The organism is Pseudoalteromonas sp. BDTF-M6, from assembly GCF_018334135.1.
Classification (GTDB): Bacteria; Pseudomonadota; Gammaproteobacteria; order Enterobacterales; family Alteromonadaceae; genus Pseudoalteromonas.
In genome coordinates this window covers 117096-139802 of the sequence record NZ_JAGXTQ010000007.1, presented here as the reverse complement: position 1 = coordinate 139802, position 22707 = coordinate 117096, and the positions used below count along the sequence as shown (strand labels likewise).

The following is a 22707-nucleotide window of genomic DNA, read 5'->3' as shown; positions in this document are numbered from 1 at the left end:
AGCGCCCTTGGAAGCCCCCTTGGGAGCACCTTTACTCCTGCCCTTTTACCGCCTGCCAGGCCGCTTCCATCTGCGCTAAATCGGCGTCTTGCAGGCACAGGCCTTGAGCCGTTAGCTGCTCCTCGACGCCATTAAAGCGACGACTAAACTTGCGGTTGGCCTGGCGCAGCAGTTGCTCCGGGTCGCGACCAAGATGACGGGCTACATTGACGGTGGCAAACAGCAGATCGCCAATTTCCTCGGCGCAGTGCTCGCTATTTGGGTCATGGTCTATGGCCTCTCGCACCTCAAGCACTTCCTCGGCGACCTTGTCCAGGGCACCATCAACACTGGGCCAGTCAAAGCCCACCGCGGCAACGCGTTTTTGAATCTTGTTGGCGGCACTGAGCGCCGGCAGATTGGCGGGAATATCATCGAGCAGATGATGCTGGCCCTTGGCCTGACGAGCCTGATGCTTACGGGTTTCCCAGTTATCCTGGACTTGGCCATCAGCAAAAATATGAGGGTGGCGCTGTTTTAGCTTGGTATTGAGCTCGGCGACCACGGCATTAAAGTCAAACAATTGTTGCTCGCTTGCCAGCTGGCTGTAGAAAATAACCTGAAACAGCAGATCCCCAAGTTCCGCCTTGAGCTCATCATAGGCGCCACGCTCTATAGTGTCGGCCACCTCATAGGCTTCTTCCAGGGTATGCGGCACTATGGTTTCAAAGGTTTGCGCCAAGTCCCAGTCACAACCGGAGTCGGGACAGCGCAACTTGGCCATGATGGCCTGTAGCTCGGCAACGGCGTTGTGGCTCATCCGCCCGCTCCCACACGAGAGGCGTCGTAGACACCCTCGATTTGCATCAGCTTGGTCAGTAAGCGGTTAGTGCTGCTTAAATCCGACACCGCAATCTTCATATTGAAAATCGCCAGCTGTTTCTCGTCCACCGTGTTCACATTCATGCTCAGCACATTGACCTTTTCATTGGCCAGCACCGAACTGATATCGCGAATCAACCCCTGACGGTCATTGGCTTCAACCTTGATAGACAAGGCAAAATCACTGCTGGTTTTTGCCGACCAGCTGACCTCGACAATGCGCTCCGGGTGGCGCTCCTGCAAGGTGGCAAATTGCTCACAGTCGCTGCGGTGCACGGCAATGCCGCGGCCCTGGGTAATATAACCACAGATAGCATCGCCGGGCACCGGCTCACAACAGCCGGCCATATGACTCATCAGAGAGCCGACGCCTTCCACCACTATGCCGTTTTTATCCGCCTTGGTATTGCGACTGGGCTGCTTAAACTTAATTTGCGGCTCGGGCTCACCCTTGTTTTGCACAAAGTTCAGCAGCTGGTTTAAGCGCACATCGGCGGCGCCTATGGCCACCAGCAGGTCATCCAGATTAGTGAAGTTAAAGCGCTTAATGGCCGGGTCGAGATCCTTGTAGGTAAGGTCCAGCTTCTGCAACTCGTTATCGAGTATGTCCTTACCGGCCTGCAGGTTTTTATCCCTGTCGAGCTGCTTAAACCAATGATGGATCTTCGCCCGCGCTCGTGATGAACGAATATAGCCAAGGGATGGGTTTAACCAGTCGCGGCTTGGGTTCGGCTCTTTCTGGGTGAGAATTTCCACCTGATCGCCGGTCTGCAACTGATAGGTAAAGGGCACAATTTTGCCAAACACCTTGGCGCCGATGCAGCGATGGCCAACGTTGGAATGAATATAGTAGGCAAAGTCCAGTGGCGTGGCGCCATAGGGCAAGTCGAAAATATCGCCGCGCGGGGTAAAGACATAGACTCTGTCTTCCACCACCTGGTTTTTCAGTTCATCGGCCAGGTCTGTGCCGTCGACCACTTCTTCTTGCCATTGCAGAATTTTTTGCAGCCAACTGATTTTTTGCTCATAACCGCTGTCGCGTCCGGACAGTGCCCCTTCTTTATACATCCAGTGCGCGGCCACACCGAGCTCCGCATCCTCGTGCATCTGCGCGGTACGAATTTGAATCTCCACGGTTTTGCCTTCAGGACCAAAGACCACGGTGTGGATGGACTGATAGCCGTTAGGTTTTGGCGTGGCGACATAATCGTCGAATTCTTTAGGCAGATGACGCCAGCTGGTGTGCACCACGCCGAGGGCGCCATAACAATCCTGAATCTTATCTACCACGATGCGCATGGCGCGAATATCGAAGAGCTGGTCGAACTCATAGTTCTTTTTGCTCATCTTTTTATAGATGCTGTAGATATGCTTAGGGCGGCCGTAAACCTCGCCCTTAATGCCCGCTTCATCAAGCTTGGTTTGCACCTGCTTAACCATGTCGCGCATATATTCTTCGCGGTCGAGGCGCTTTTCTTCTAACAGTTTGGCGATGCGTTTATAGGTTTGCGGATGCAAATAACGAAACGCGAGATCTTCGAGCTCCCATTTCAATTGGCCTATACCCAAACGATTGGCCAAGGGGGCGAAAATATTGCTGGTTTCCTTGGCGGCAATGACCCGCTCTTCTTCGTCGGCGTTTTTCACCTCGCGCAAATAACACACCTGCTGCGCCAGCTTAATGACCACGGCACGCACGTCTTCGACCATGGCCAGTAACATGCGGCGGATCTTATCCACCTGCACCTGGCCGTTAGAGGCATGAGCCAGGGTGCTGATGGTGGCCATTTGCTCCACCCCGGTCAGCAACAGGCCAACGTCTTTATTGAAGTCTTCACTGACGTCACTAATCGCGATTTTTTCAGCAAGGAAATACGGTGTCAGGTAGGCGGTGGCCAGGGAGGTCGCATCAAGATTCAGTTGCGCCAGAATTTCCACCATTTCCAGCGCCAAGCGGTCGCTGTCGGCATTGCGAAGCTCGCCGCAATAATCGGTAGCGGCTTTCACCAACTGGTACTTCTCGTCACTTAACCCCAGCTGCTTTAAAGCGCTGTCGAAGTTTTCGATATCGGTGCGATGCGACTGTCTAGTTGCCACCATGGCGGACTCTACCCCCTTGTAAATAATGCCATTGTTTCGATATGACCGGTGTGCGGGAACATGTTCATAATGCCCAGCTTATTAAGTGTAAAACCGGCTGCAAGTATCGTTTTGCTGTCTCTCGCCAGAGTAACGGGATCGCAAGACACGTACAAGACGCGTTTGAACTGTTTGAGCGGTAATTGCGCAAGTATGGCCTCGGCGCCCATGCGCGACGGATCAAGCAGCAACACATCGAGGTTTTTATCAAACCAGCTCGCCTGCGCCAAGGGCTCGGTTAAATCGAAACAATGGAATTGGCAATTATCCAGCGCGTTAGCCTGGGCATTTAACTGAGCATAGTCCACAGCCGAGGCAACGCCCTCAACACCGACCACTCTTTTTGCCTGTTGTGCTGCCAATAAGGAGAAGTTACCCACCCCACAAAACAGATCCAGCACCTGCTCATCGGCGCCTAAGTTCAGCCACTGCATGGCCTGCGTCAGCATCTGCTCGTTCACCTCGGCATTCACCTGAATAAAGTTATCCAGGCCAAACTGCAAGGACAAGTCACCCTGCTTAATCTGGTAGCTGGCCGCCGGTAAGCGCTGCTCGGCGCTGTGCTGCCACACCAGGGACCAGTCATGCTCCTTGGCGGCATCAGCCACCAATTGCTGCACCTTATCGGCAATGGCCTTGGTGTGACGTATAACTAGGTAATGCTTTTCATCTGTGGCCACCAGTTGCAAATGGGACAAGGAGCGCAGCGCCGGATGCTGATTTATCTGGGCGCGAAAGAAGGCAAAAACCTCGGCAAAGCCCTGCTCCAACACCGGGCAGTGTTCAATGTTAACTATCTGCTTGGAGCCTTGCTGACGAAAGCCCACCTGCAGACCGCGATTCTTATCATGGAAGATGCTGATACGGGCGCTGCGACGATAATGCCAGGGCTGACTTTCTATCGACCGCTGCCAGGGTAATTCGCTTTGACCGGTAAATTTGGCAAACAAGGCGCCCACCGCCTGCTGTTTGGCATCCAGCTGGGCCTGCAACTCCAAGTGCTGCAAGTTACAGCCGCCACATTGCTGATAATGCTGGCATGGGGGTGTCACTCGCGCCGCACTGGGTTCGAGTACCTTAATGCATTGTGCCTCGGCGTAACTCTTCTTATCGGCGCTGATGCGGGCAAGCACACGCTCACCTGTTAAGCTGCCGTTAACAAAAACCACCTTGCCGTTACTTTTTGCTACACCACGACCATGGTGATCCATGCTCTGGATGCTTAGCTCTTGCGTTTGATTTTTAACTTGTTTTTTACTTGGCTTAAAAAAGTTCGCCATGCCCCGCCCTAATTTACATTGCTAAAGATCGGTGTAAGCTATAACCTAAACTTAACACAGTCTCATTTATTTGTTTGCTTATGAACCGACTAGGCCTTCGGGATTCAGTCCTGATCCTGACCTTGGTGCCTACCGTGGTGATTGGTCTATTGCTCGGCGGTTATTTTACTATAAATCGCTACCTAGAGTTGGATGAATTTCTCATTGAGCAAGGCAGCACCATTATCGAGCCATTAAGTATTGCCATTGAGCAACCCTTAGTTAAAAACGACAAAGCCGCCTTAGAACGTATTGCCCGACACATTCACAATATGCACTCGCCGCTGATCAAGTCGGTGGCCATTTTTGATGCCAGCGATTCTTTGGTGGTGACCAGCAATCTGCATCGAAATTTTGAGCGCCTGACCAATATTCCTCCCGAGGTGCATCAAAGCCTGAACAAGGCCATTCGCGACGATCAGTATTTAATTTTCTATCGCGGCGTACTCGATCCCAATGCCCCAAGCCATCTGCCATTTCAAACCGCCGGCACTGTGATGGTGCAATTTAACCGCCAGGCCGCGGTGATTGAGCAACAAAAAGCAATTTTGATCAGCGCCGCGGTGATCCTGTTGGCCATCGGCTTTGCCGTGGCGATCTCCATTCGCCTCAGCCGCATGATCACCCAGCCCCTGTCGCGTCTGGTGCGCGCCACCGGTGAGGTCGCCCGCGGCGAAGAGCCGCAAAACATTACCCAGGCCATGCAGGGGGAGCTGGAGCAATTGCGTTTAGGCTTGGTAAGTATCACCGAATACATGGCCGATGAAAAAGACGAGATGCAGCGTCATATCGACCAGGCCACCGCCGACTACCAGGAAACCCTGGAGCAGTACGAGACTCAGAATATTCAGCTGAATATCGCCAAGCGCGAGGCCCTGGCCGCCAACAAGGTGAAGTCGGACTTCCTGGCAAAGATGAGTCACGAGCTGCGTACCCCGCTCAATGGCGTCATCGGCTTTGCCCGCCAGCTTTATAAAACGCCGCTTAATAAGAGCCAAAAAGATTACCTGGATACCATAGAGGCCTCGGCCAACAGCCTGCTTAGCATCATCAGCGATATTCTCGACTTTTCCAAACTTGAAGCCGGCGCCATGGAGCTCGAAAGTATTCAGTTCCAATTGCGCGACGCGGTGAACGAGGTGCTGACCCTGCTCGCCCCCGGCGCCCATGAAAAGAACCTGGAACTGTCGATTCATGTAAACCCCAATGTGCCCGAGCAACTGCTTGGCGATCCGACCCGTTTTCGTCAGATCCTCACTAACCTGGTGAGTAACGCCATTAAGTTTACCGAGCAGGGTGAGATCAATATCGATATCAGCAGTCGTTTGCTGGCCGATGAGCGCACCTCCTTGTTGATCTCGGTAAAAGACACAGGCGTTGGCATCGCCATGGATAAGCAAGACACCTTGTTTACCCCCTTTGGCCAGGCCGACTCCAGCATTACCCGTAAGTTTGGTGGCACCGGCCTGGGGCTTATTATCACCAAGCATCTGGTCGAGGCCATGGGCGGACGCATCACCTTGAACAGCGCGCCGGGTAAGGGCACCTGCTTTACCTTCAACGCGGTGTTTAAACTGCCGGATCACCACTTCCAAAGCGAGCTGCCCTGTAGCTCCTTGGCCAATAAACGAGTGCTGTATTTCGAGCAAAACGAGCACAGCTATATGGCCACCACCAGCATTTTGCATGCCTGGGGTGTGCATGTGAGCGGCTGCCGCAGCCTGGAAGAGCTCGAGCAGGTACTCACCGGCTCCTTCACATTCGATATCTGTGTGCTTGGGGATGCCGGTGGCGTCGAGTCCATGGCGCTGATGAAACAGCTGATCACCCTGGTGCGCCCACACAGCGACTATATCTATTTGCTGCTCAATACGGTGTCGCACAATATGCGCGAGGCCCTGGTTGGCAGCGGAGCCGACGGCTGTCTCAGCAAACCCATTAATCATCGCAAGTTCTGTGAAATGCTGGCGGCGCCTTATCGCCTCGACCACCCCACCATTCACACCCAGGACCGCAAGGCCAACCGCTTGCCGTTAAAAGCCCTGGTGGTGGACGACAACGACGCCAATCTGAAACTGATCTGCGCCCTGCTTGAAGAGCAGGTAGAAGAGCTGGACACCGCCCACAATGGTGCCCAGGCGGTGGAGGTCTGTAAGAGCCATAAATACGATATGATCTTTATGGACATTCAGATGCCGATCATGGATGGCATTACCGCCTGTAAACTGATTTGCGAGTCTTCCTTGAATGAGGACACCCCGATCATCGCCGTGACCGCCCACGCATTAACTGGCGAGAAGGAGCAGCTTAAGGAAGTCGGCTTTGCCAGCTACCTCACCAAGCCTTTGGACGAAGACATGCTCTGCGAGGTGCTGATGGAGCACGGCGCCGACCATAAGCGCCTGCGTGAGCGCCATGGTAATAAAAGCGCCCTAAGCACACCGCCCTTTACCAGCAATGGCCTGAACTGGGAGCTCGCCCTGCAGCGCGCCGGCGGCAAGGAAGACCTGGCTCACGAGATGCTGAACATGCTGTTGCTGAGCATTCCCGAGACCGCCAGCCTGATAGAAGACGCCATCGCCGCCAAGGATCATCAGCGCCTGCTGTCTATTATTCACAAGTTCCACGGCGCCTGTTGTTATACCGGAGTGCCGAAGCTGAAGAAGCTCGCCGAGCTGATTGAAACGGCCATGAAGGAGCAGGCCAGCATCAATGATATCGAGCCCGAGTTGCTGGAGTTGCTCGATGAGCTTAGGAATTTGATGACGGATGCGGGGTTGGAGAAGAACAACTCCTTGTGACGGATGGTGTGATTACCATCACACCCAAGGGGCTGGCCCCTTGGAACCCCTTTTTTTGGCGGAGTTGCGGGTTTCCCTGTTAGTTTGCGCTAAGCATTGAGATCTTGTCGCGGTGGCGACGACACCTTAGGGGTGGTTTACGCCAACCACCCCTAAGAACCCCAAGGCGCCCCAACATTGCATTGTTTCCTCACCCCGCTACGAGAAATGAACGTAACCAACATGCACAGGCCTTCCCTGTCCTGAGCATGTTTTCGCCAGCGTCGTGCTGGCGATTACTCTTCTCGTATCGCGCTTCGGATGCAATGTAAGGGGATTAAGCTGATACACCTGTGTTCGAATTAAGGCTATCGCAATCTGTTAGACAGCTAAGAGCGAAATATAGTCTTTCCACCGAAATTACTGTTTATACATCCATCATCGATGAGTTTCTCCCATAGTCAGGAAAACGACCCAATCGGTCGTTTTTGTCGTGTCCAGGTTTATAGCAATGTAGCCTAACTTCAATGCTGGTAAGTACTTCCTAAATTTGCTATCAATGGTCTTAGGACAAAAACGAGACAGATTGCGGCAGAAAAACGACCCAATCGCTCGATATTAAATTGTTGAACTAACCTAATTAACAGGATTGGGATGAGATAGGCTGTGCGGTTTAAAAAAAGTTGCTTATAGGCCCTGGAAGCGCTGTAATAGAAACATAAAAAACATGACTGAGCGATGCAGGGAAGCACAAAAGAAGGTAAAGGATTGAGCAAACCAAGTCATTGCCCCTCATGCTTCAAAAAGCAAATTCCCATAGCATAAACTACACCAAGCTAGGTGCAGGTAGCGCCTCAGTTCAACAAGGGATTATGTGACACGAACAACGTGTCCCATAAATACTAAAATGTTAGCTCTACAAGGATAGATTTGTGAATAATAAACAACTTGAAATATGCAAGTTGATCAAGCTACTCGGCCTATATGCCGAAATGAGACTTGGCGAATCTGGTGGAGAAAACCTTAAACGAGCTTCCAAATTTAAAAGTGAAGAGGCTCTTGGTACTACAGCAGGAGTGATTGGAAGCTCAGAAAACTATGCGGACAATGTTATTTTGGGCGCAAGTCGAGGACATGGATTCGCAGCAGAAAAAGCCAACCATCTATATGATGTTTTTACTGGTAAAGATGCCAAAATTGTGGGAGGAGATAATGCTAAAAATGGAGCTGATAGATTAGTTGATGGCGTAAAGATTCAAACCAAATATTGTAATTCTGGATCAAAGTGTATCAGTGAATGTTTTGAAGAGGGAACTTTTCGTTATCTGAACAATGATGGTACCCCTATGCAGATCGAAGTTCCTTCTGATAAATATGATTCTGCAGTACAAGCTATGGAAAACAGAATTAAAAAAGGTCAGGTTCCAGGCGTAACAGATCCAGAGTTGGCTAAAGATATTGTCAAAAAGGGTACTTTCACCTATGAACAAGTGCGTAATATTGCAAAATTTGGCACCATCGAAAGTCTAACCTATGACGCTGTTAACGGGATCAAATTAGCTGGAACGGCTATGGGTATTTCTGCCGCCGTTTCTTTTGCTGTCAGTTTGTGGAACGGGGAAGACTGGGAGAAAGCTCTGGAATCTTCTTGTTTTGTTGGATTAAAAGTCGGTGGTGTTGCTTGGGTTAGCAGTATTATTACTGCTCAACTTGGTCGAACAGGAATTGAGCAAGGGTTGCGAGGTGCTACGGATTGGGTCGTTCAACAAATGGGGCCAAAAGCTGCCGCTTGGATAGCGAATGGTCTGCGTTCGGGCAATGCAATATATGGAGCCGCAGCAATGAACCATGTCAGCAAGCTTCTGCGCGGAAATATTGTTACGGGTGTCGTCACAACTTTAGTTATTTCGTCTGTCGATTTTGTTCGCATGTTCCAAGGCCGCTGTTCTGGGGCGCAACTATTTAAGAATGTTGCATCTACCGCTTCAGGTGTAGCGGGAGGTACAGGAGGGTGGATGGCTGGGGCTGCTGGAGGGGCAGCTCTAGGTTCAGCTATACCTGTAATAGGTACTGCGGCAGGAGGCATTATTGGTGGTTTATTAGGGGCTTTTGCAGGAGGGACTGCTGCTAATGCTGCTGCATCAGCTATTCTTGATGAGTTTATTGAGGACGATGCGAAGGAGATGCTAGGAATAGTTGAAGAAGTTTTTGGAAAACTCGCGTTTGATTACCTATTAAATGAAGAGGAAGCGGAAACGGTTATTCGTGAGTTTAAATCAAACAATGTACCCGACTTCCTGCGCGATATGTATGCCTCAAGTGATCGCAAGGGATTTGCGCGAAATGAATTTGAGCCAGTGATAAGAGATATAGCTAAAAATAGGAAAGTTATATCATTGCCAACTGATAAGCAGTTAATACAAAAAGCTGGTGAGGTTATCGAAGAGCTTGCTGCAGCGTAGCATTCGAAGTGTGAAAAGCTAACAAACAGTTCAAGAGGGATTCAGCACGCGTGGCATTTTTGGTATTCGTTGATTTCGGCGTTGAAGTGCCATGCAATAACTTCGGTATTGCGTGCTTCACCCCTTAACTGGGCGTTACCAATCTCCGTTTTTAGCACTTATCAGCCCATCAGCAAACTCTGAAGTAACAGGTATGGCCCCCGTGCATTTGCGCCGAGCATGGCTAAGGGGGTAGTACAACTTGACCTTGGCTGAAAGCGGATAAAAGAGAGTGAATAGTTTCACTCTCGCCGCTTGAAGGCGACGAACTCTGTGAGGAGGGGGACGGTCAAGTTAGGCGAATCGAAACAGGACGTTGAGTTTCGCCGGGTGCGTTAGCCACTTGGGCAGGCGCAGGCAACAAGCAAATGCTGGGGTGTCCTAGGAGTTCTTAGGGGCGACGAGTGACCGAAGCACCGCTTCGCAGCGCGAGGAGGTGGAGGCATGGATGCCGACAGGAACCCTCCTTCAGGGACGAATTATTAGCGCTGAACTTAGCATTTCCTCTAAGTCGAGGTCGGCGACCCGACACGATCTCAACAAAAACAAAAAAGCCGGCGATAACCACCGGCTTTCCAAAGAAAGTCTCTCAATATCAAAACTGCCGTCAGCAGTCTGACTCCAAGACCCTAAGCGCGAGCCTCGATCATCAAACGTTTCATATCACGTACGGCCTTTTCCATGCCATCGATGGCGGCACGGGCGATGATCGCATGGCCAATATTAAGCTCGTAAATCTCAGGCATGGCTGCGATAGGCTTTACATTGTGATAGTGCAAGCCGTGACCGGCGTTAACCACTAGGCCTTGGGCGTGGGCGTATTGCACGCCAGCGCGGATGCTCTCAAGCTCTGCCGCTTGCTCGGCGTCGTTTTCGGCATCGGCATAGGCGCCGGTGTGAATTTCGATATAGGGCGCGCCGGCTTTGACGCTGGCATCGATTTGCGCTTTATCGGCATCGATAAAGAGGCTCACCTTAATGCCGGCGTCGCTTAAACGTTTTACTGCATCCGCCACCTTGTCGTACTGCCCGACTACATCCAGGCCGCCTTCTGTGGTCAGCTCTTCACGCTTTTCCGGCACCAGGCAGACAAAGGCCGGTTTTACTTCCAGGGCAATGGCGAGCATTTCTTCGGTGACCGCCATTTCCAGGTTCATGCGTGTTTGAATCGTGTCTTTCATCACATAGACGTCACGGTCTTGGATATGACGTCTGTCTTCACGCAGGTGAATGGTGATCCCGTCGGCACCGGCATGCTCGGCAACCGCAGCGGCATGGGCCGGATCCGGATAAGTGGTGCCTCGGGCCTGACGTAAAGTGGCGATGTGGTCAACGTTAACGCCTAGTAGAATCTCTTTCATGCTGCCTTACCTTGATTTAAATAGTTCTCTGCTTTTTAGTGGTTTGTTGCCAAGCAAGGGTTTGAGTATATAGCGACAAAAATGCTTCGCCGCCCTTTGTACTTGCGGCTCACAAAAATCATAACGGGCAAACGCGAGAATATGCGCACCGCTAAAACCGTAACCCTGCACCGGCTGTGCCTGGCGTACCCAACCCTGCTCGGGATAGTAATCGTATTGTCCTTTGGCATCAATGGCATCGCCCTGATAGTCGCTGTCAAAGTTAACGCCATAACCCAGGCTCTCCAACAGCTGCAACTCATAACAGCGTAAACTGGCACCCAGATCTTTAGCTCCTGCAAGTTCCTGCAAGTGCTTGGAATAGAGAGAGTATATCTGCTCCAGAGGCTCATTGATGGGGACGATGCGCGCCGCCAATTCATTCATATAGAAGCCACAATAGAGCTTGTCGCCGCGCAGTGGCTCCAAGGCGGTATCGAGTTCAAAGTGTTGCAGGTATTTGAGCTCGCCATTGCCTTGATAGCGAATAAGGAGCGCTTGGAAGGGTTGTAACTGGGCTTTGTGCTTGATCGCCTGCTTGCCGCTTAGGCGCGCTATCATGCGCATCAGGCCGCGATTTTCGACCACAAAATCGACTAGCCATTGCGAGTCGCTAATGGCCCGTCGATGCAGTAAAAAGGCGCGCTCAAAGCCCGCGTTCATGGGCTTAGTCTTCGCCGTAACCTAGGCTACGCAGGGCACGTTCGTCGTCCGCCCAACCCGATTTAACCTTGACCCACAGCTCAAGGAACACCTTGTTATCGAGCATGTCTTCGAGATCGCGACGGGCTTCACGGCCAATGGTTTTCAGCTTTTCACCCTTGTTACCTATGACCATGCGCTTTTGCGTTTCACGCTCAACCAGGATCAGGGCGTTAATCTGCCATACGCCGTTGTCTTGCCATTTAAACTGTTCGATTTCCACGGTCACAGAATAAGGCAACTCGTCACCCATAAAGCGCATGAGCTTTTCACGCACGATCTCCGCGGCCATAAAGCGCATAGAGCGATCGGTAACATAGTCTTCTGGGAAGTAGAAGTCGCCCTCGGGCAAGCACTTGCGCACCTCTTGTTTGACTAAGTCCAGATTGCGATTGTTCTTTGCAGAAACCGGAATAATGCCGACAAAGTTGCCTTTTTCACTGAGCCAAAGCATATGCTTGGGGATCAGATCCTTGTCTTTCACCTGGTCGGTTTTATTCATCACCAAGAGCACAGGCGTTTTACCGGCACAGACCTTGTTCAACACCATTTCGTCGTCGTTAGTCCAGTGCGTCCCTTCAACCACAAAGATGATCAGCTCAACATCGCCGATGGAGCTTGAGGCGGCACGGTTCATTAAACGGTTAATGGCACGCTTTTCTTCCACATGCAGGCCTGGGGTGTCCACATACACGGTTTGGTAATTGTCTTCGGTATGAATACCCATGATGCGGTGGCGCGTGGTTTGCGGCTTACGCGAGGTAATGCTGACCTTTTGCTCGATAATTTTATTAAGCAGGGTCGATTTACCTACGTTAGGGCGACCTACAATGGCCACCATGCCACAATGTGGCGAAGTGTGCGTATCAGCTGTCATTCTTTAACATCTTTAAGGCTTTTTCTGCGGCTTTTTGCTCGGCCTTACGACGCGAACTGCCCACAGAGATAATACTTTCCATCCCTTCCACGATACATTCAACCGTGAACGTCTGGTTGTGCGCCTGACCCTTGGTGTCGATCACCGTATAACCCGGTAAAGGTAATTTACGGGCCTGTAAAAACTCTTGTAGCAGAGTTTTAGGGTCTTTTTGATTCATCCCCGGGGAGATAGAGTCCAGGCGCGAGGCATACCACTGCAGTACCAGTTGGCTGCAGGTATCGATATCCGAGTCCAGGAATACGGCGCCAATAATGGCTTCCACCGCATCGGCCAGGGTCGACTCACGGCGATAACCGCCGCTTTTAAGTTCACCCGGACCCAGGCGCAGGTACTCGCCCAGGTTAAACTCAACGCCAAACTCGGCCAGGGTCTGACCGCGCACTAGGGTTGAGCGCATGCGGCTCAAATCGCCTTCACGGGCCTTGGGAAACTTATGATACAAGGCGTTGGCGATGACAAAGCTTAAAATCGAGTCACCAAGAAACTCCAGGCGCTCGTTGTGCTGGCCCTTATGGCTACGATGAGTCAGGGCTTGCTCAAGCAAGCCCTGGTCAGTAAAGCTATATCCTATCTTGTTGTACAGTTCTGTTACGTTTTTCTTCATTGTTACTGAATATTACCTAGGCGTTCAAAGCGAACACCGGTTGGAACCCAACTTGGTAAGAAGTCGGCGGGTGTGTTTTCAAATTCAAAACTCATCCAAATAAATACCGCTTTACCTACCAGGTTAGGCTCTGGAACGAATCCCCAAGCACGGCCATCTTCACTATTGTCGCGGTTGTCGCCCATCATAAAATAATGACCTTCTGGGACAATCCATTCGTCAATCTTGGTGCCTTGTTGTTGATAGTACTTACTCTTAAACTCGGGCAGTCTTGGGTTTATTAAAATATCGTGCTTCAGGCCATCGAGGTCTTCTTCAAGACGCACAAGTTGTTGGCCCGATTGCATAAACTGGTCTCTGTTAATTATGTCTAGTGCAATTTTGTTGTATTCGCCACATAGCAAACTACCCTGCTCACTCTGACCCGGCTCACAGTTCGGCTTGATGTACAGCTGCTTATTGCGATAAACAATGGTGTCACCGGGTAGACCGATAACACGTTTAATAAAATCCAGCTCCGGCTTTGGCGGGAACTTAAATACGGCGATGTCGCCACGCTCCGGTTTGCCCGTAGCCACCAGCTCAGAGCGCCATACCGGGTCCTTAATACCATAAGAGTATTTTTGTACCAGGATAAAATCGCCCACCAACAAGGTTGGCATCATGGAGCCCGATGGGATCTGAAACGGTTCAAACAAAAATGAACGAAACACGGTAATGATGGCTATCATGGGGAAAATCGACTTGGCATGCTCGGTGATAACCGGCACCGGGGCGATTTTCTCTTTCACTTCCTCGTCCAGTGGCTGACCCGTTGCTCCCTCGGCAAGGGCTATGCGCTCCTTGCGTTTGGGCGCATAAACCAGGTGATCAACTAACCAAATCAGGCCCGAGCCCAGAGTTAGTAGCACTAAAAATATGGAAAAGTATCCAGCCATCAATGGTGTCCTTTATTGTTCTTATTTGCCTACTTTCAAAATTGCCAAGAAGGCATCTTGAGGAACTTCAACGTTACCCAGTTGCTTCATACGCTTCTTACCTTCTTTCTGCTTTTGCAGCAGCTTTTTCTTACGGCTCACGTCACCACCATAACACTTGGCGATTACGTTTTTACGAAGCTGTTTAACCGTTGAACGGGCGATAACATGGTTGCCGATAGCCGCCTGAATGGCGATATCGAACATCTGGCGTGGAATAAGCTCACGCAGGGCTTCCGCCAATTCACGGCCTCGGCCTTGCGCATTGTCGCGGTGACAAATAATGGCCAGGGCATCGACGCGGTCGCCATTGATCAGGATATCCACGCGCACCATGTCGGCAGTGCGGAATTCTTTAAAGTTGTAATCCAGTGATGCAAAACCACGGCTGGTTGACTTCAGCTTATCGAAGAAGTCCATCACCACTTCACCCATTGGCAACTCGTAAGTCACCGCTACCTGGTTGCCGTGGTAAGTCATCTTGGTTTGTACACCACGCTTTTCGATACAAAGCGTGATTACGTTACCCAGGTACTCTTGTGGTACCAGGATGTTAGCTTCTACGATAGGCTCGCGGATTTCAAGAATGTCGTTTACCGGCGGCAACTCTGACGGGTTATCGATTTGAATCGTGCCATCTTTGGTTTCCACCTCATACACTACGGTCGGTGCCGTGGTGATAAGATCGATGTCGTATTCACGCTCCAGACGCTCCTGGATGATCTCCATGTGCAGCATACCTAAGAAGCCACAGCGGAAACCAAAGCCCAGGGCCGTTGAGTTTTCCGGCTCGAAGAACAATGACGCATCGTTCAGGCTCAGCTTATCAAGAGCATCACGGAATGATTCGTACTCGTCCGATGAAATCGGGAACATACCGGCATAAACCTGCGGCTTAACGCGCTGGAAGCCCGGTAGACGCTCTTGTGCAGAATTACGTGCCAGAGTAATGGTGTCACCCACAGGCGCACCGTGGATCTCTTTAATACCGGCGATAATAAAGCCTACTTCGCCCGTTTTCAGCGCACCCGTGTTGGTCTGCTTCGGAGTAAAGATACCTACTTTATCGGCAATATGAACCTGCTCGTTCGACATGATCTTGATCTTGTCGCCTGATTTAAGCTCGCCCTGCATAATGCGCACAAGGGATACAACGCCCTGATACGGGTCGAACCAGGAGTCGATGATCAATGCCTTAAGCGGGCCATCGGTGTCGCCTTGCGGTGGCGGAATATCACGGACGATGCGCTCTAATACCTCGTCGATACCCACACCGGTTTTGGCGCTACACTGCACCGCGTCGGTGGCATCGATGCCAACAATGTCTTCAATTTCTTCGGCCACGCGCAGCGGATCGGCCTGCGGCAGGTCAATCTTGTTTAAGATTGGCACCACTTCCAGGTCCATTTCGATGGCGGTATAACAGTTAGCCAGGGTTTGTGCTTCTACGCCCTGACCGGCATCAACAACCAAGAGCGCCCCTTCACAGGCTGCCAATGAACGCGATACTTCGTATGAGAAGTCAACGTGTCCGGGGGTGTCGATAAAGTTTAACTGGTAGGTTTCACCGTCTTTGGCGGTGTAGTTTAGGGTTACACTCTGCGCCTTGATGGTGATACCGCGTTCACGCTCAAGCTCCATTGAGTCCAATACTTGCTGCTGCATTTCGCGGTCGGTCAACCCGCCACACACTTGGATCAAACGATCGGACAGGGTCGATTTACCATGGTCAATATGGGCGATAATCGAAAAGTTACGGATATGCTTCATAAATTGGATTCTGACTTCTTAAAACTGAGCTCGGGTAAACAAAGGCCCAATTTTACCTGTTATTGACGCTAATCACCATCTCTTTGCGAAACTGGTAAGCTCAGAGGGTAAATTTTTAACACTTTAACATCATGCACAACGCGCTTAAGCCTATGTTTTGCAAAAACAAAACCTAAAACCCCAGCGGCAAACGCGACGCCTATCTGCAGCCCTTCCCCTACACCTAAAACGGTCTGTGCCAGCACCGCCGTCACCAAGGCGAATAACAGCGGCCAGATATAAACAACAAAGGAACTCATCACTATGTGCGAGTCGTCGAGGGCCAGTTTCACCTTTTGGCCGACGCTGACGGGCTCACAAAACTGATAGGGAAAACGCTTTTTGTCTGTGCCGAACAGCTTGGCGAACACTTGCGAGCCGCACTTGCCATTACAACCGGCACAAGCCGGCTTCGGCTCGGCTTGTAAAAACGCGGTGTCGCCCTTGACGGCGACCACGGTAAGAACTTGTTCAATCATGGGCTTAACTACAGGGGTCGCTGTACCGACTCGGCAATATTTTTTGCCGTAGCGACGGGGATATTACCGATCACCGAGACATCAAAGGCGCCGGCATTATGGATATAAATGGTGGTGGCTCCCGAGGTCAAAGAACCGCTCGGACGCTGACCGGCCAGGGGACGCTGCACAAACACCGAGACCTCAACCAGGCCATCGGAATACAAATAATAATCTGCCAGCTCGTTATTTAAATTGAGTTTATGACGGTCGGACTTAAGCAGTTCAAAGCCCTGAGGTAACCAGCCGATTTGCCAGCTGCCCTGGTTGCTCGGCTCCTCATCACGAGGTAAAGGCGCCGGGAATTCACGACGGCTGATCTCAAGTAACTCCGGCGCTGGGGTTTCCGAAACATTGATATGACTGAGCTGCAATTGCTCTAAGAATTCGCCCTGATTATTTACATAGGCGGATTTGAGCAGTAAGGAGGTTTCGGTATCAAGCCAGACCCAGTAGCTGTATTTGTCCTGGTCTTTGGCTTCGATGCGCAGCAGTTGCGCCGGACGACCGGCTATGCGGCCCTTGTTGCCAAGCACAAAGTTATAGTTTTGTGCCAATTGTTCCACATCGCCAAACAGCACTTCCGGAATAGGTCCGCTGATCGCCGAGGTTTTAACCGAGTAAGGCTGAGCTTGGGGCTCGTAATAGGTAACGCGATCGTCAACGCGCACCATTTCCAGGCCGGCGCCATTGAGCAGGGACAGTAATTCCAGCTCCTGACCCTCATGAATACCGTGACTCCAACGGTAGGGTTCCATGGCGCGGTCTTTCACCACCACAAATGAGGCGACGAAGTTGCGCTGCTTGACCGCAGTGGCCATATTGTCCAGCCACTGCTTGGCGGTCATTTCCGACATCGCCTGCGCCGGTAACAGCCACAGGCTCAATAGCACAACATAAAGGTACTTCATTTAACTATTATTGTTCCTGTTGATCTTGCTCATCTTTATTGTTTACCGTGTTCGCTAGGTGCGCGGCTTCACGAGTTTGACGCTGATGCTCCAACACCAGAGCACCAATGCGCTGCTGTTGCAATTCGCGTAAACCACGCTCGGCGCTTTCCAAAGCCGGCTCCGAAGAATAACTCACCGGAGAGGCAGCGCCAATAAATGGGTTTGACTGCAAAGGCGGTAGTTCATCGGCACCATTGCCCGTAGCACCATATTGTTGCACACCCAGTACCGCAACCACTGCCACACTTGCGGCAATGGCCGTTTGCGTAATGCCTCGCCACCAGGTACCGCGGATGACGTTATCCTGCTGTGGCACCTCATCGCGAGATATGGACTGCTGATCAAACTGCGCATGAACCGGTTCTTGTTCAAGTTGTTGGGCTACCTGCGCGGCTATATCTAACTGAATGCTAGGTGCTGTTTCGGAGCGCATCACATTGCCAATCAGGCTGTAACGAGCCAATGTATCTGTATCTACATCAGCAACGTCAAGCGTATCGACACTGGCTTCATTATCCACCAAGGCAGAAATAAAGGCTTTGTCCTGCTCACTACACTTTGCTTTAGTCATAATTACGACTCACCTATTAACGGAGTTAACTTATTGTCTATCGCTTCACGGGCACGGAATATACGTGAACGCACCGTGCCAACTGGGCAGTCCATCACCGCGGCGATTTCCTCATAGCTCATCCCTTCAAGTTCTCGTAAAGTGATGGCTGTTTTCAAATCTTCAGGTAGCTTATCAATGGTGGCAAAAATGACGTCTCTGACCTCGTCACTTAACAGCAAATTTTCTGGGCTGGCATTACTACGCAGTGAATCTGCACCTTCATAAAACTCAGCATCCTCAGCATCGACATCATTAGCCGGCGGCCTACGCCCTTGTGCAACTAGGTAATTCTTTGCACAGTTAACGGCAATACGATACAGCCATGTATAGAACGCACTGTCGCCCCTAAAATTAGGCAGCGCCCTATACGCCTTAATAAAGGCCTCTTGAGCTACATCTGCAATGTCACCTTGATTGGCAACATAACGCGATATCAATCCTGCTACTTTGTTCTGATATTTGGCGACCAACAGGTTATAAGCATTTTTATCTCCCTGTTGAACCTTTCTTACCAGCGCTAAATCCAAATCCTGCTCGCTCATTCGAGCCGGTACTCCTCTGCGTTATTTTGCTTTTCGTATTGTATCCAAGCTACCAAATACACTCAGTCTGACTGGGTCGAAATGAAAAAGTTCGCAAATACTGCATTTTTTTTCTGTTCTTAGTTAACTTCAGTCGTGCCCAGGCGGCAAATATGATACATATAGAGGCAACATAATAGGTAATATAAACCTCGGCTCAACACTATAACATGAACCCGAATAAACAACATCACAGCGACGTTGCTATCATCGGCAGCGGTGCCGCTGGTCTGTCTTTGGCGCTCTCCCTCGCCAACCATTGCCAAGTAACCGTAATCAGTAAGGGCGCCCTAAACGAGGGCTCTACCCTGTACGCCCAAGGCGGTATTGCCGCGGTATTCGATAAGAAAAACGACAGCATCGAATCCCATGTTGAAGACACCCTCACCGCCGGCGACGGCCTGTGCTCCCGTGAAGCGGTACACTACACCGCCTCCAATGCCAAAACCTGCATGCGCTGGTTGATTGACCAGGGTGTGCCCTTCGATATGGAAACCGATGACAAGGGTCATGAGCGCTATCACCTTACCCGTGAAGGCGGCCACAGCCATCGCCGCATTTTGCATGCCGCCGATGCCACCGGCCGCGCGGTGCAAACCACTTTGATTGAGCGGGTGTTGGCCCATCCCAATATTACCTTGCTGGAAAACTACAACGCCATCGACCTGATCACCGATGCCAAACTCGGCAACAAGGGCAGGCATTGTCATGGCCTATACGTATTCAACCGCGCCAAGGAGCGGGTGGAAATCATCAGCGCTCGTTTTGTGGCGTTGGCTACCGGCGGCGCCAGCAAGGTCTATTTGTATACCTCCAACCCGGATGTGGCCAGTGGCGATGGCATTGCCATGGCGTGGCGCGCCGGTTGTCGCGTTGCCAATATGGAGTTTAACCAGTTCCATCCCACCAGCCTGTATCATCCCAAGTTGCAGAACTTTTTGATCACCGAAGCGATGCGTGGTGAGGGCGCCTATTTACTGCGCCCGGACGGCACTCGCTTTATGCCGGAGTTTGATGAACGCGCGGAGCTGGCGCCGCGTGACGTGGTGGCCCGGGCCATCGACTTTGAAATGAAACGTCTGGGTGCCAATTGCGTCTATCTGGACATTTCCCATCGGGATAAAGAATTTATTATCGAGCACTTCCCCACCATTTATGCCAAGTGTTTAAGTGTGGGTATCGATATTACCAAGGAGCCCATTCCCGTGGTGCCGGCGGCCCATTACACCTGCGGCGGGGTGATGACCGACTTTAATGGCAAAACCGATCTGGATAACCTCTACGCCATCGGCGAAGTGGCCTACACGGGTCTACACGGTGCCAATCGCATGGCCAGTAATTCCCTGCTGGAGTGTATCGTTTTTGCCCACGCCGCGGCCAAGGACATAGTGGCCAAGCTGGATTTACCGCATCAGGCCGCCGCCTTGCCGGAGTGGGACGATAGCCGCGTCACCGACTCGGACGAGGAAGTCGTGATCACCCACAACTGGCATGAGTTGCGTCTCTTTATGTGGGATTATGTCGGCATAGTGCGCTCCACCAAACGTTTGGAGCGGGCTCTGCGCCGAGTGGAATTGCTGCAACAGGAAATTCATGAGTATTATGCCAACTTCCGCATCAGCAATAACCTGCTGGAACTGCGTAACTTGGTGCAGGTGGCCGAGCTAATCATTCGCAGTGCCCTGGCGCGAAAGGAAAGCCGCGGCCTACATTACACCCTGGATTATCCGGATCACCTGCCCGAAGCCCGAATTACCGAGCTCACTCCTGCTGACTAAGCGCCAATTGCACCGCCCGAGCACACGCACGAAAGTGTTCGGGCGTCATCGCCCTGGCGGCGATAAAGAAGTGATGACGCCTGGCGTTCATATCATCTTGCAGCTGCACATGAATTAAACCGGGGAAAACCCGAGATTGTCTTAACAAGCGACCGCGGACGCTGACATCCGCTTGATGCACTTCGGCGCGTTGCCCCTGTATAACCAAAGTGCCCCGCTGGGGCCAACAGCGACTAAAGCGAAGCCAGAAATGGCCATAGCCCAAGGCCAGAGTCAGGGCGCTACAAAGCGCCCAAAGCCATTGCGGGTGCGCCAAGAGCAATAGCGCATAGACAAAAACAAACACCGCCATAACCGGGCGGTGTTGTGGGATATTGTTTGAGAAGGCGCCGCTATACACGAACGCGGTCAAGGATGATCTTAACCATGCGCGCCAGCTCCGGGTCCTTACATTGCTCATGGCCCATAAACCAAGCGAACAGATCTGGATCATCCGCCTCCAGCAAACGTTGAAACACCGCCTTGTCGTCGTCATTTAGGGCGTCATAGCCCTGCTCGACAAATGGCATAAACAATACATCCAGCTCCAACATGCCGCGACGACATGCCCAACGTAAACGTGCCTTACTATCTAAATTCGCCATGGTTTTCCTCTCAATAGTCTGCTGCCCAGCAGTGTAACAAAATCTCCCCCGGCACACAGCTATTTTACGCTAAGGCGCTGTCATCACAGAAGTGCTTACGTTACACTAAGCACAGTAATTGCTCGTGCACATAAGGAGTCATGCATGTCCACTTTGTCGGTTTACACCACCGATTACACCGTCATTTATGTTCATGGTGACGATGCCAAATCTTACCTGCAAGGCCAGCTGACGCAAGACGTTAACGACATTGACGCCAACACCTGGCGCTGGGCCGGTCAGTGCAATGCCAAAGGCAAGCTGTGGGCCTGCTTCCGCCTTAGCCAGTATCAAAACGGCTATGCGCTTATTTGCTCAAACGCCGAGGCCCAGGTTGCCCTGGCCGAATTAAAAAAATACGCGGTCTTTAGCAAGGTCGATATCGAACAGCTTGATATCCAAGTCTTAGGAGTGATAGCGCCTAAAGCAAAGCTTGTTAGCCACTTAAATATCGACATCAGCGGCAATACCCTGCAATGGCAAGACAATCTAGTGCTGCTCTTGGACGACCAACGCGCCCTGTTTATCGGCGATAGCAGTGCCCTGCCCGCGCCACACAACACGCAGGATTTTGCCTGTGCGCAAATAAAAGCCGGCGAGCCAAGCCTGAATACCGCGGCTATCGATGCCTATGTGCCGCAAATGCTAAACCTGCAGGCCCTCGGTGGTATCAGTTTTAATAAGGGCTGCTACACCGGCCAGGAAACAGTGGCGCGCATGAAGTACCTTGGTAAGAACAAGCGCGCCATGTTTGTGCTGCGGGCTGAGCATGAAGGTATCTTAGCTCCCGAGCTCGATGAAGAGCAAAACCCTTTCGACTTAGAGCGTCGGGTTGGCGATAACTGGCGCCGTGCCGGTAACTTAATCGCCCAAGCCAGCGCCAATGGCGAACTTTTTGGCCTCGCCGTGTTGCCAAATGATACTGAGCAAGATGTTCAGCTTCGCGCAAAACACGCTCCACAGGTGCTGTTCACCATTGCACCTTTGCCTTACTCACTGACAGAAGATTAATCTGGGATACATTATGAATATAGCTGACAATAAAGTCGTGACGATGCACTACAGTGTGGTCGACAAAGCGGACAACACCATAGACAACACCTTCGATGGCGAGCCATTGGTATTTATCGTGGGTACTGGCTTTTTGATCCCTGGTCTTGAACAAGCCCTTCAGGGTAAACAGGCCGGCGATACCTTTAGCGTCGAAGTTGAGCCACAAGACGGCTACGGTGAGCGCCATGAGCAACTAATGCAAGCGGTGCCAAAAGCCATGTTCGAAGGCATGGATATCGAGGTTGGCATGCAGTTTCGTGCCACCACGGATGACGGCGAGCAAACGGTGATCATCGTCGATATCCAGGGCGAAGACGTCATTGTTGACGGCAACCACCCGCTAGCCGGCGTGGCCTTGAAGTTTGACGTTGAAGTAGTTGATGTTCGTGATGCTACGGCCGAAGAGCTGGCCCATGGCCACGTGCATGGTGAAGGTGGCTGTGGCCACGATCACTAATCTAACGATTTAAGCTAAAAAAGGACGCCGATGCGTCCT

20 protein-coding genes are annotated in these 22707 nt (G+C 51.5%); 5 read left to right on the top strand and 15 right to left on the bottom strand.

Annotated elements, in window-relative coordinates; translation table 11 throughout:
* Positions 1–31: 31 nt before the first annotated feature.
* From mazG to rlmD, 3 genes are read right to left on the bottom strand one after another with little or no spacing between them, the layout of a single operon-like run.
* Positions 32–799, bottom strand: coding sequence for a nucleoside triphosphate pyrophosphohydrolase (mazG, locus tag KD147_RS15265; protein ID WP_212548400.1), 768 nt, complete (start codon positions 797–799; stop codon positions 32–34).
* Positions 796–2961, bottom strand: a complete 2166-nt coding sequence (gene relA, locus KD147_RS15260) for a GTP diphosphokinase (RefSeq protein WP_105254905.1) — start codon at positions 2959–2961, stop codon at positions 796–798. The genes mazG and relA overlap by 4 nt, the downstream gene beginning before the upstream one ends.
* A gap of 8 nt (positions 2962–2969) precedes the next feature.
* Positions 2970–4280, bottom strand: coding sequence for a 23S rRNA (uracil(1939)-C(5))-methyltransferase RlmD (rlmD, locus tag KD147_RS15255; protein ID WP_212548399.1), 1311 nt, complete (start codon positions 4278–4280; stop codon positions 2970–2972).
* 80 nt (positions 4281–4360) lie between these two features.
* Between rlmD and barA the strand changes: the two genes are divergently transcribed.
* Together barA and KD147_RS15245 are read left to right on the top strand one after the other, a co-directional pair.
* Positions 4361–7120, top strand: coding sequence for a two-component sensor histidine kinase BarA (gene barA / locus KD147_RS15250; protein ID WP_212548398.1), 2760 nt, complete (start codon positions 4361–4363; stop codon positions 7118–7120).
* Between the two features lie 911 nt (positions 7121–8031).
* Positions 8032–9561 carry a YeeR family protein gene (locus KD147_RS15245; protein WP_212548414.1) on the top strand — a complete coding sequence of 510 codons (1530 nt, stop codon included), beginning with the start codon at positions 8032–8034 and terminating at the stop codon, positions 9559–9561.
* 668 nt (positions 9562–10229) lie between these two features.
* On the opposite strand, the gene pdxJ is transcribed toward KD147_RS15245, so the two are convergent.
* The 10 genes from pdxJ to rpoE all read right to left on the bottom strand — a co-directional run bounded on the left by pdxJ (position 10230) and on the right by rpoE (position 18658).
* Positions 10230–10961, bottom strand: coding sequence for a pyridoxine 5'-phosphate synthase (gene pdxJ / locus KD147_RS15235; protein WP_212548397.1), 732 nt, complete (start codon positions 10959–10961; stop codon positions 10230–10232).
* A gap of 6 nt (positions 10962–10967) precedes the next feature.
* Positions 10968–11663 carry a DNA repair protein RecO gene (gene recO, locus KD147_RS15230; protein ID WP_212548396.1) on the bottom strand — a complete coding sequence of 232 codons (696 nt, stop codon included), beginning with the start codon at positions 11661–11663 and terminating at the stop codon, positions 10968–10970.
* A gap of 4 nt (positions 11664–11667) precedes the next feature.
* The gene (gene era / locus KD147_RS15225; RefSeq protein ID WP_212548395.1) at positions 11668–12579 is read right to left on the bottom strand and encodes a GTPase Era; all 912 of its coding nucleotides are present in this window, start codon (positions 12577–12579) and stop codon (positions 11668–11670) included.
* Positions 12569–13246, bottom strand: a complete 678-nt coding sequence (gene rnc, locus KD147_RS15220) for a ribonuclease III (protein ID WP_212548394.1) — start codon at positions 13244–13246, stop codon at positions 12569–12571. The genes era and rnc overlap by 11 nt, the downstream gene beginning before the upstream one ends.
* A gap of 2 nt (positions 13247–13248) precedes the next feature.
* Positions 13249–14184: a signal peptidase I gene (gene lepB, locus KD147_RS15215; RefSeq protein ID WP_212548393.1), complete on the bottom strand. Its 936-nt coding sequence runs from the start codon at positions 14182–14184 to the stop codon at positions 13249–13251.
* A gap of 21 nt (positions 14185–14205) precedes the next feature.
* Positions 14206–15993, bottom strand: coding sequence for a translation elongation factor 4 (gene lepA / locus KD147_RS15210; RefSeq protein ID WP_212548392.1), 1788 nt, complete (start codon positions 15991–15993; stop codon positions 14206–14208).
* Between the two features lie 68 nt (positions 15994–16061).
* Positions 16062–16511, bottom strand: coding sequence for a SoxR reducing system RseC family protein (locus tag KD147_RS15205; protein ID WP_212548391.1), 450 nt, complete (start codon positions 16509–16511; stop codon positions 16062–16064).
* Between the two features lie 8 nt (positions 16512–16519).
* Positions 16520–17461 (bottom strand): MucB/RseB C-terminal domain-containing protein, encoded by a 942-nt coding sequence (locus tag KD147_RS15200; RefSeq protein WP_105254896.1) that lies wholly within the window; start codon positions 17459–17461, stop codon positions 16520–16522.
* A gap of 7 nt (positions 17462–17468) precedes the next feature.
* On the bottom strand, positions 17469–18074 hold the full coding sequence (locus KD147_RS15195) for a sigma-E factor negative regulatory protein (protein ID WP_212548390.1): 606 nt from the start codon (positions 18072–18074) through the stop codon (positions 17469–17471).
* Positions 18075–18076: 2 nt separating this feature from the next.
* Positions 18077–18658, bottom strand: coding sequence for an RNA polymerase sigma factor RpoE (rpoE, locus tag KD147_RS15190; RefSeq protein WP_105254894.1), 582 nt, complete (start codon positions 18656–18658; stop codon positions 18077–18079).
* 209 nt (positions 18659–18867) lie between these two features.
* Here rpoE and nadB point away from each other — a divergent pair, with 209 nt between their 5' ends.
* Positions 18868–20475, top strand: coding sequence for an L-aspartate oxidase (gene nadB, locus KD147_RS15185; RefSeq protein WP_212548389.1), 1608 nt, complete (start codon positions 18868–18870; stop codon positions 20473–20475).
* Here the strand turns inward: nadB and KD147_RS15180 are convergent.
* Both KD147_RS15180 and KD147_RS15175 read right to left on the bottom strand, forming a co-directional pair.
* Positions 20459–20887, bottom strand: a complete 429-nt coding sequence (locus KD147_RS15180) for a hypothetical protein (protein ID WP_212548388.1) — start codon at positions 20885–20887, stop codon at positions 20459–20461. The two genes, nadB and KD147_RS15180, sit on opposite strands and share 17 nt — an antisense overlap.
* Complete coding sequence (locus KD147_RS15175; RefSeq protein WP_105190582.1) at positions 20868–21119, bottom strand: FAD assembly factor SdhE; 252 nt, start codon at positions 21117–21119, stop codon at positions 20868–20870. The genes KD147_RS15180 and KD147_RS15175 overlap by 20 nt, the downstream gene beginning before the upstream one ends.
* A gap of 144 nt (positions 21120–21263) precedes the next feature.
* On the opposite strand from KD147_RS15175, the gene ygfZ reads away from it, so the two are divergent.
* Together ygfZ and KD147_RS15165 are read left to right on the top strand one after the other, a co-directional pair.
* Positions 21264–22169, top strand: coding sequence for a CAF17-like 4Fe-4S cluster assembly/insertion protein YgfZ (gene ygfZ / locus KD147_RS15170; RefSeq protein WP_212548387.1), 906 nt, complete (start codon positions 21264–21266; stop codon positions 22167–22169).
* 13 nt (positions 22170–22182) lie between these two features.
* Positions 22183–22668, top strand: coding sequence for an FKBP-type peptidyl-prolyl cis-trans isomerase (locus KD147_RS15165; protein WP_212548386.1), 486 nt, complete (start codon positions 22183–22185; stop codon positions 22666–22668).
* The last annotated feature ends 39 nt before the right edge of the window (positions 22669–22707 follow it).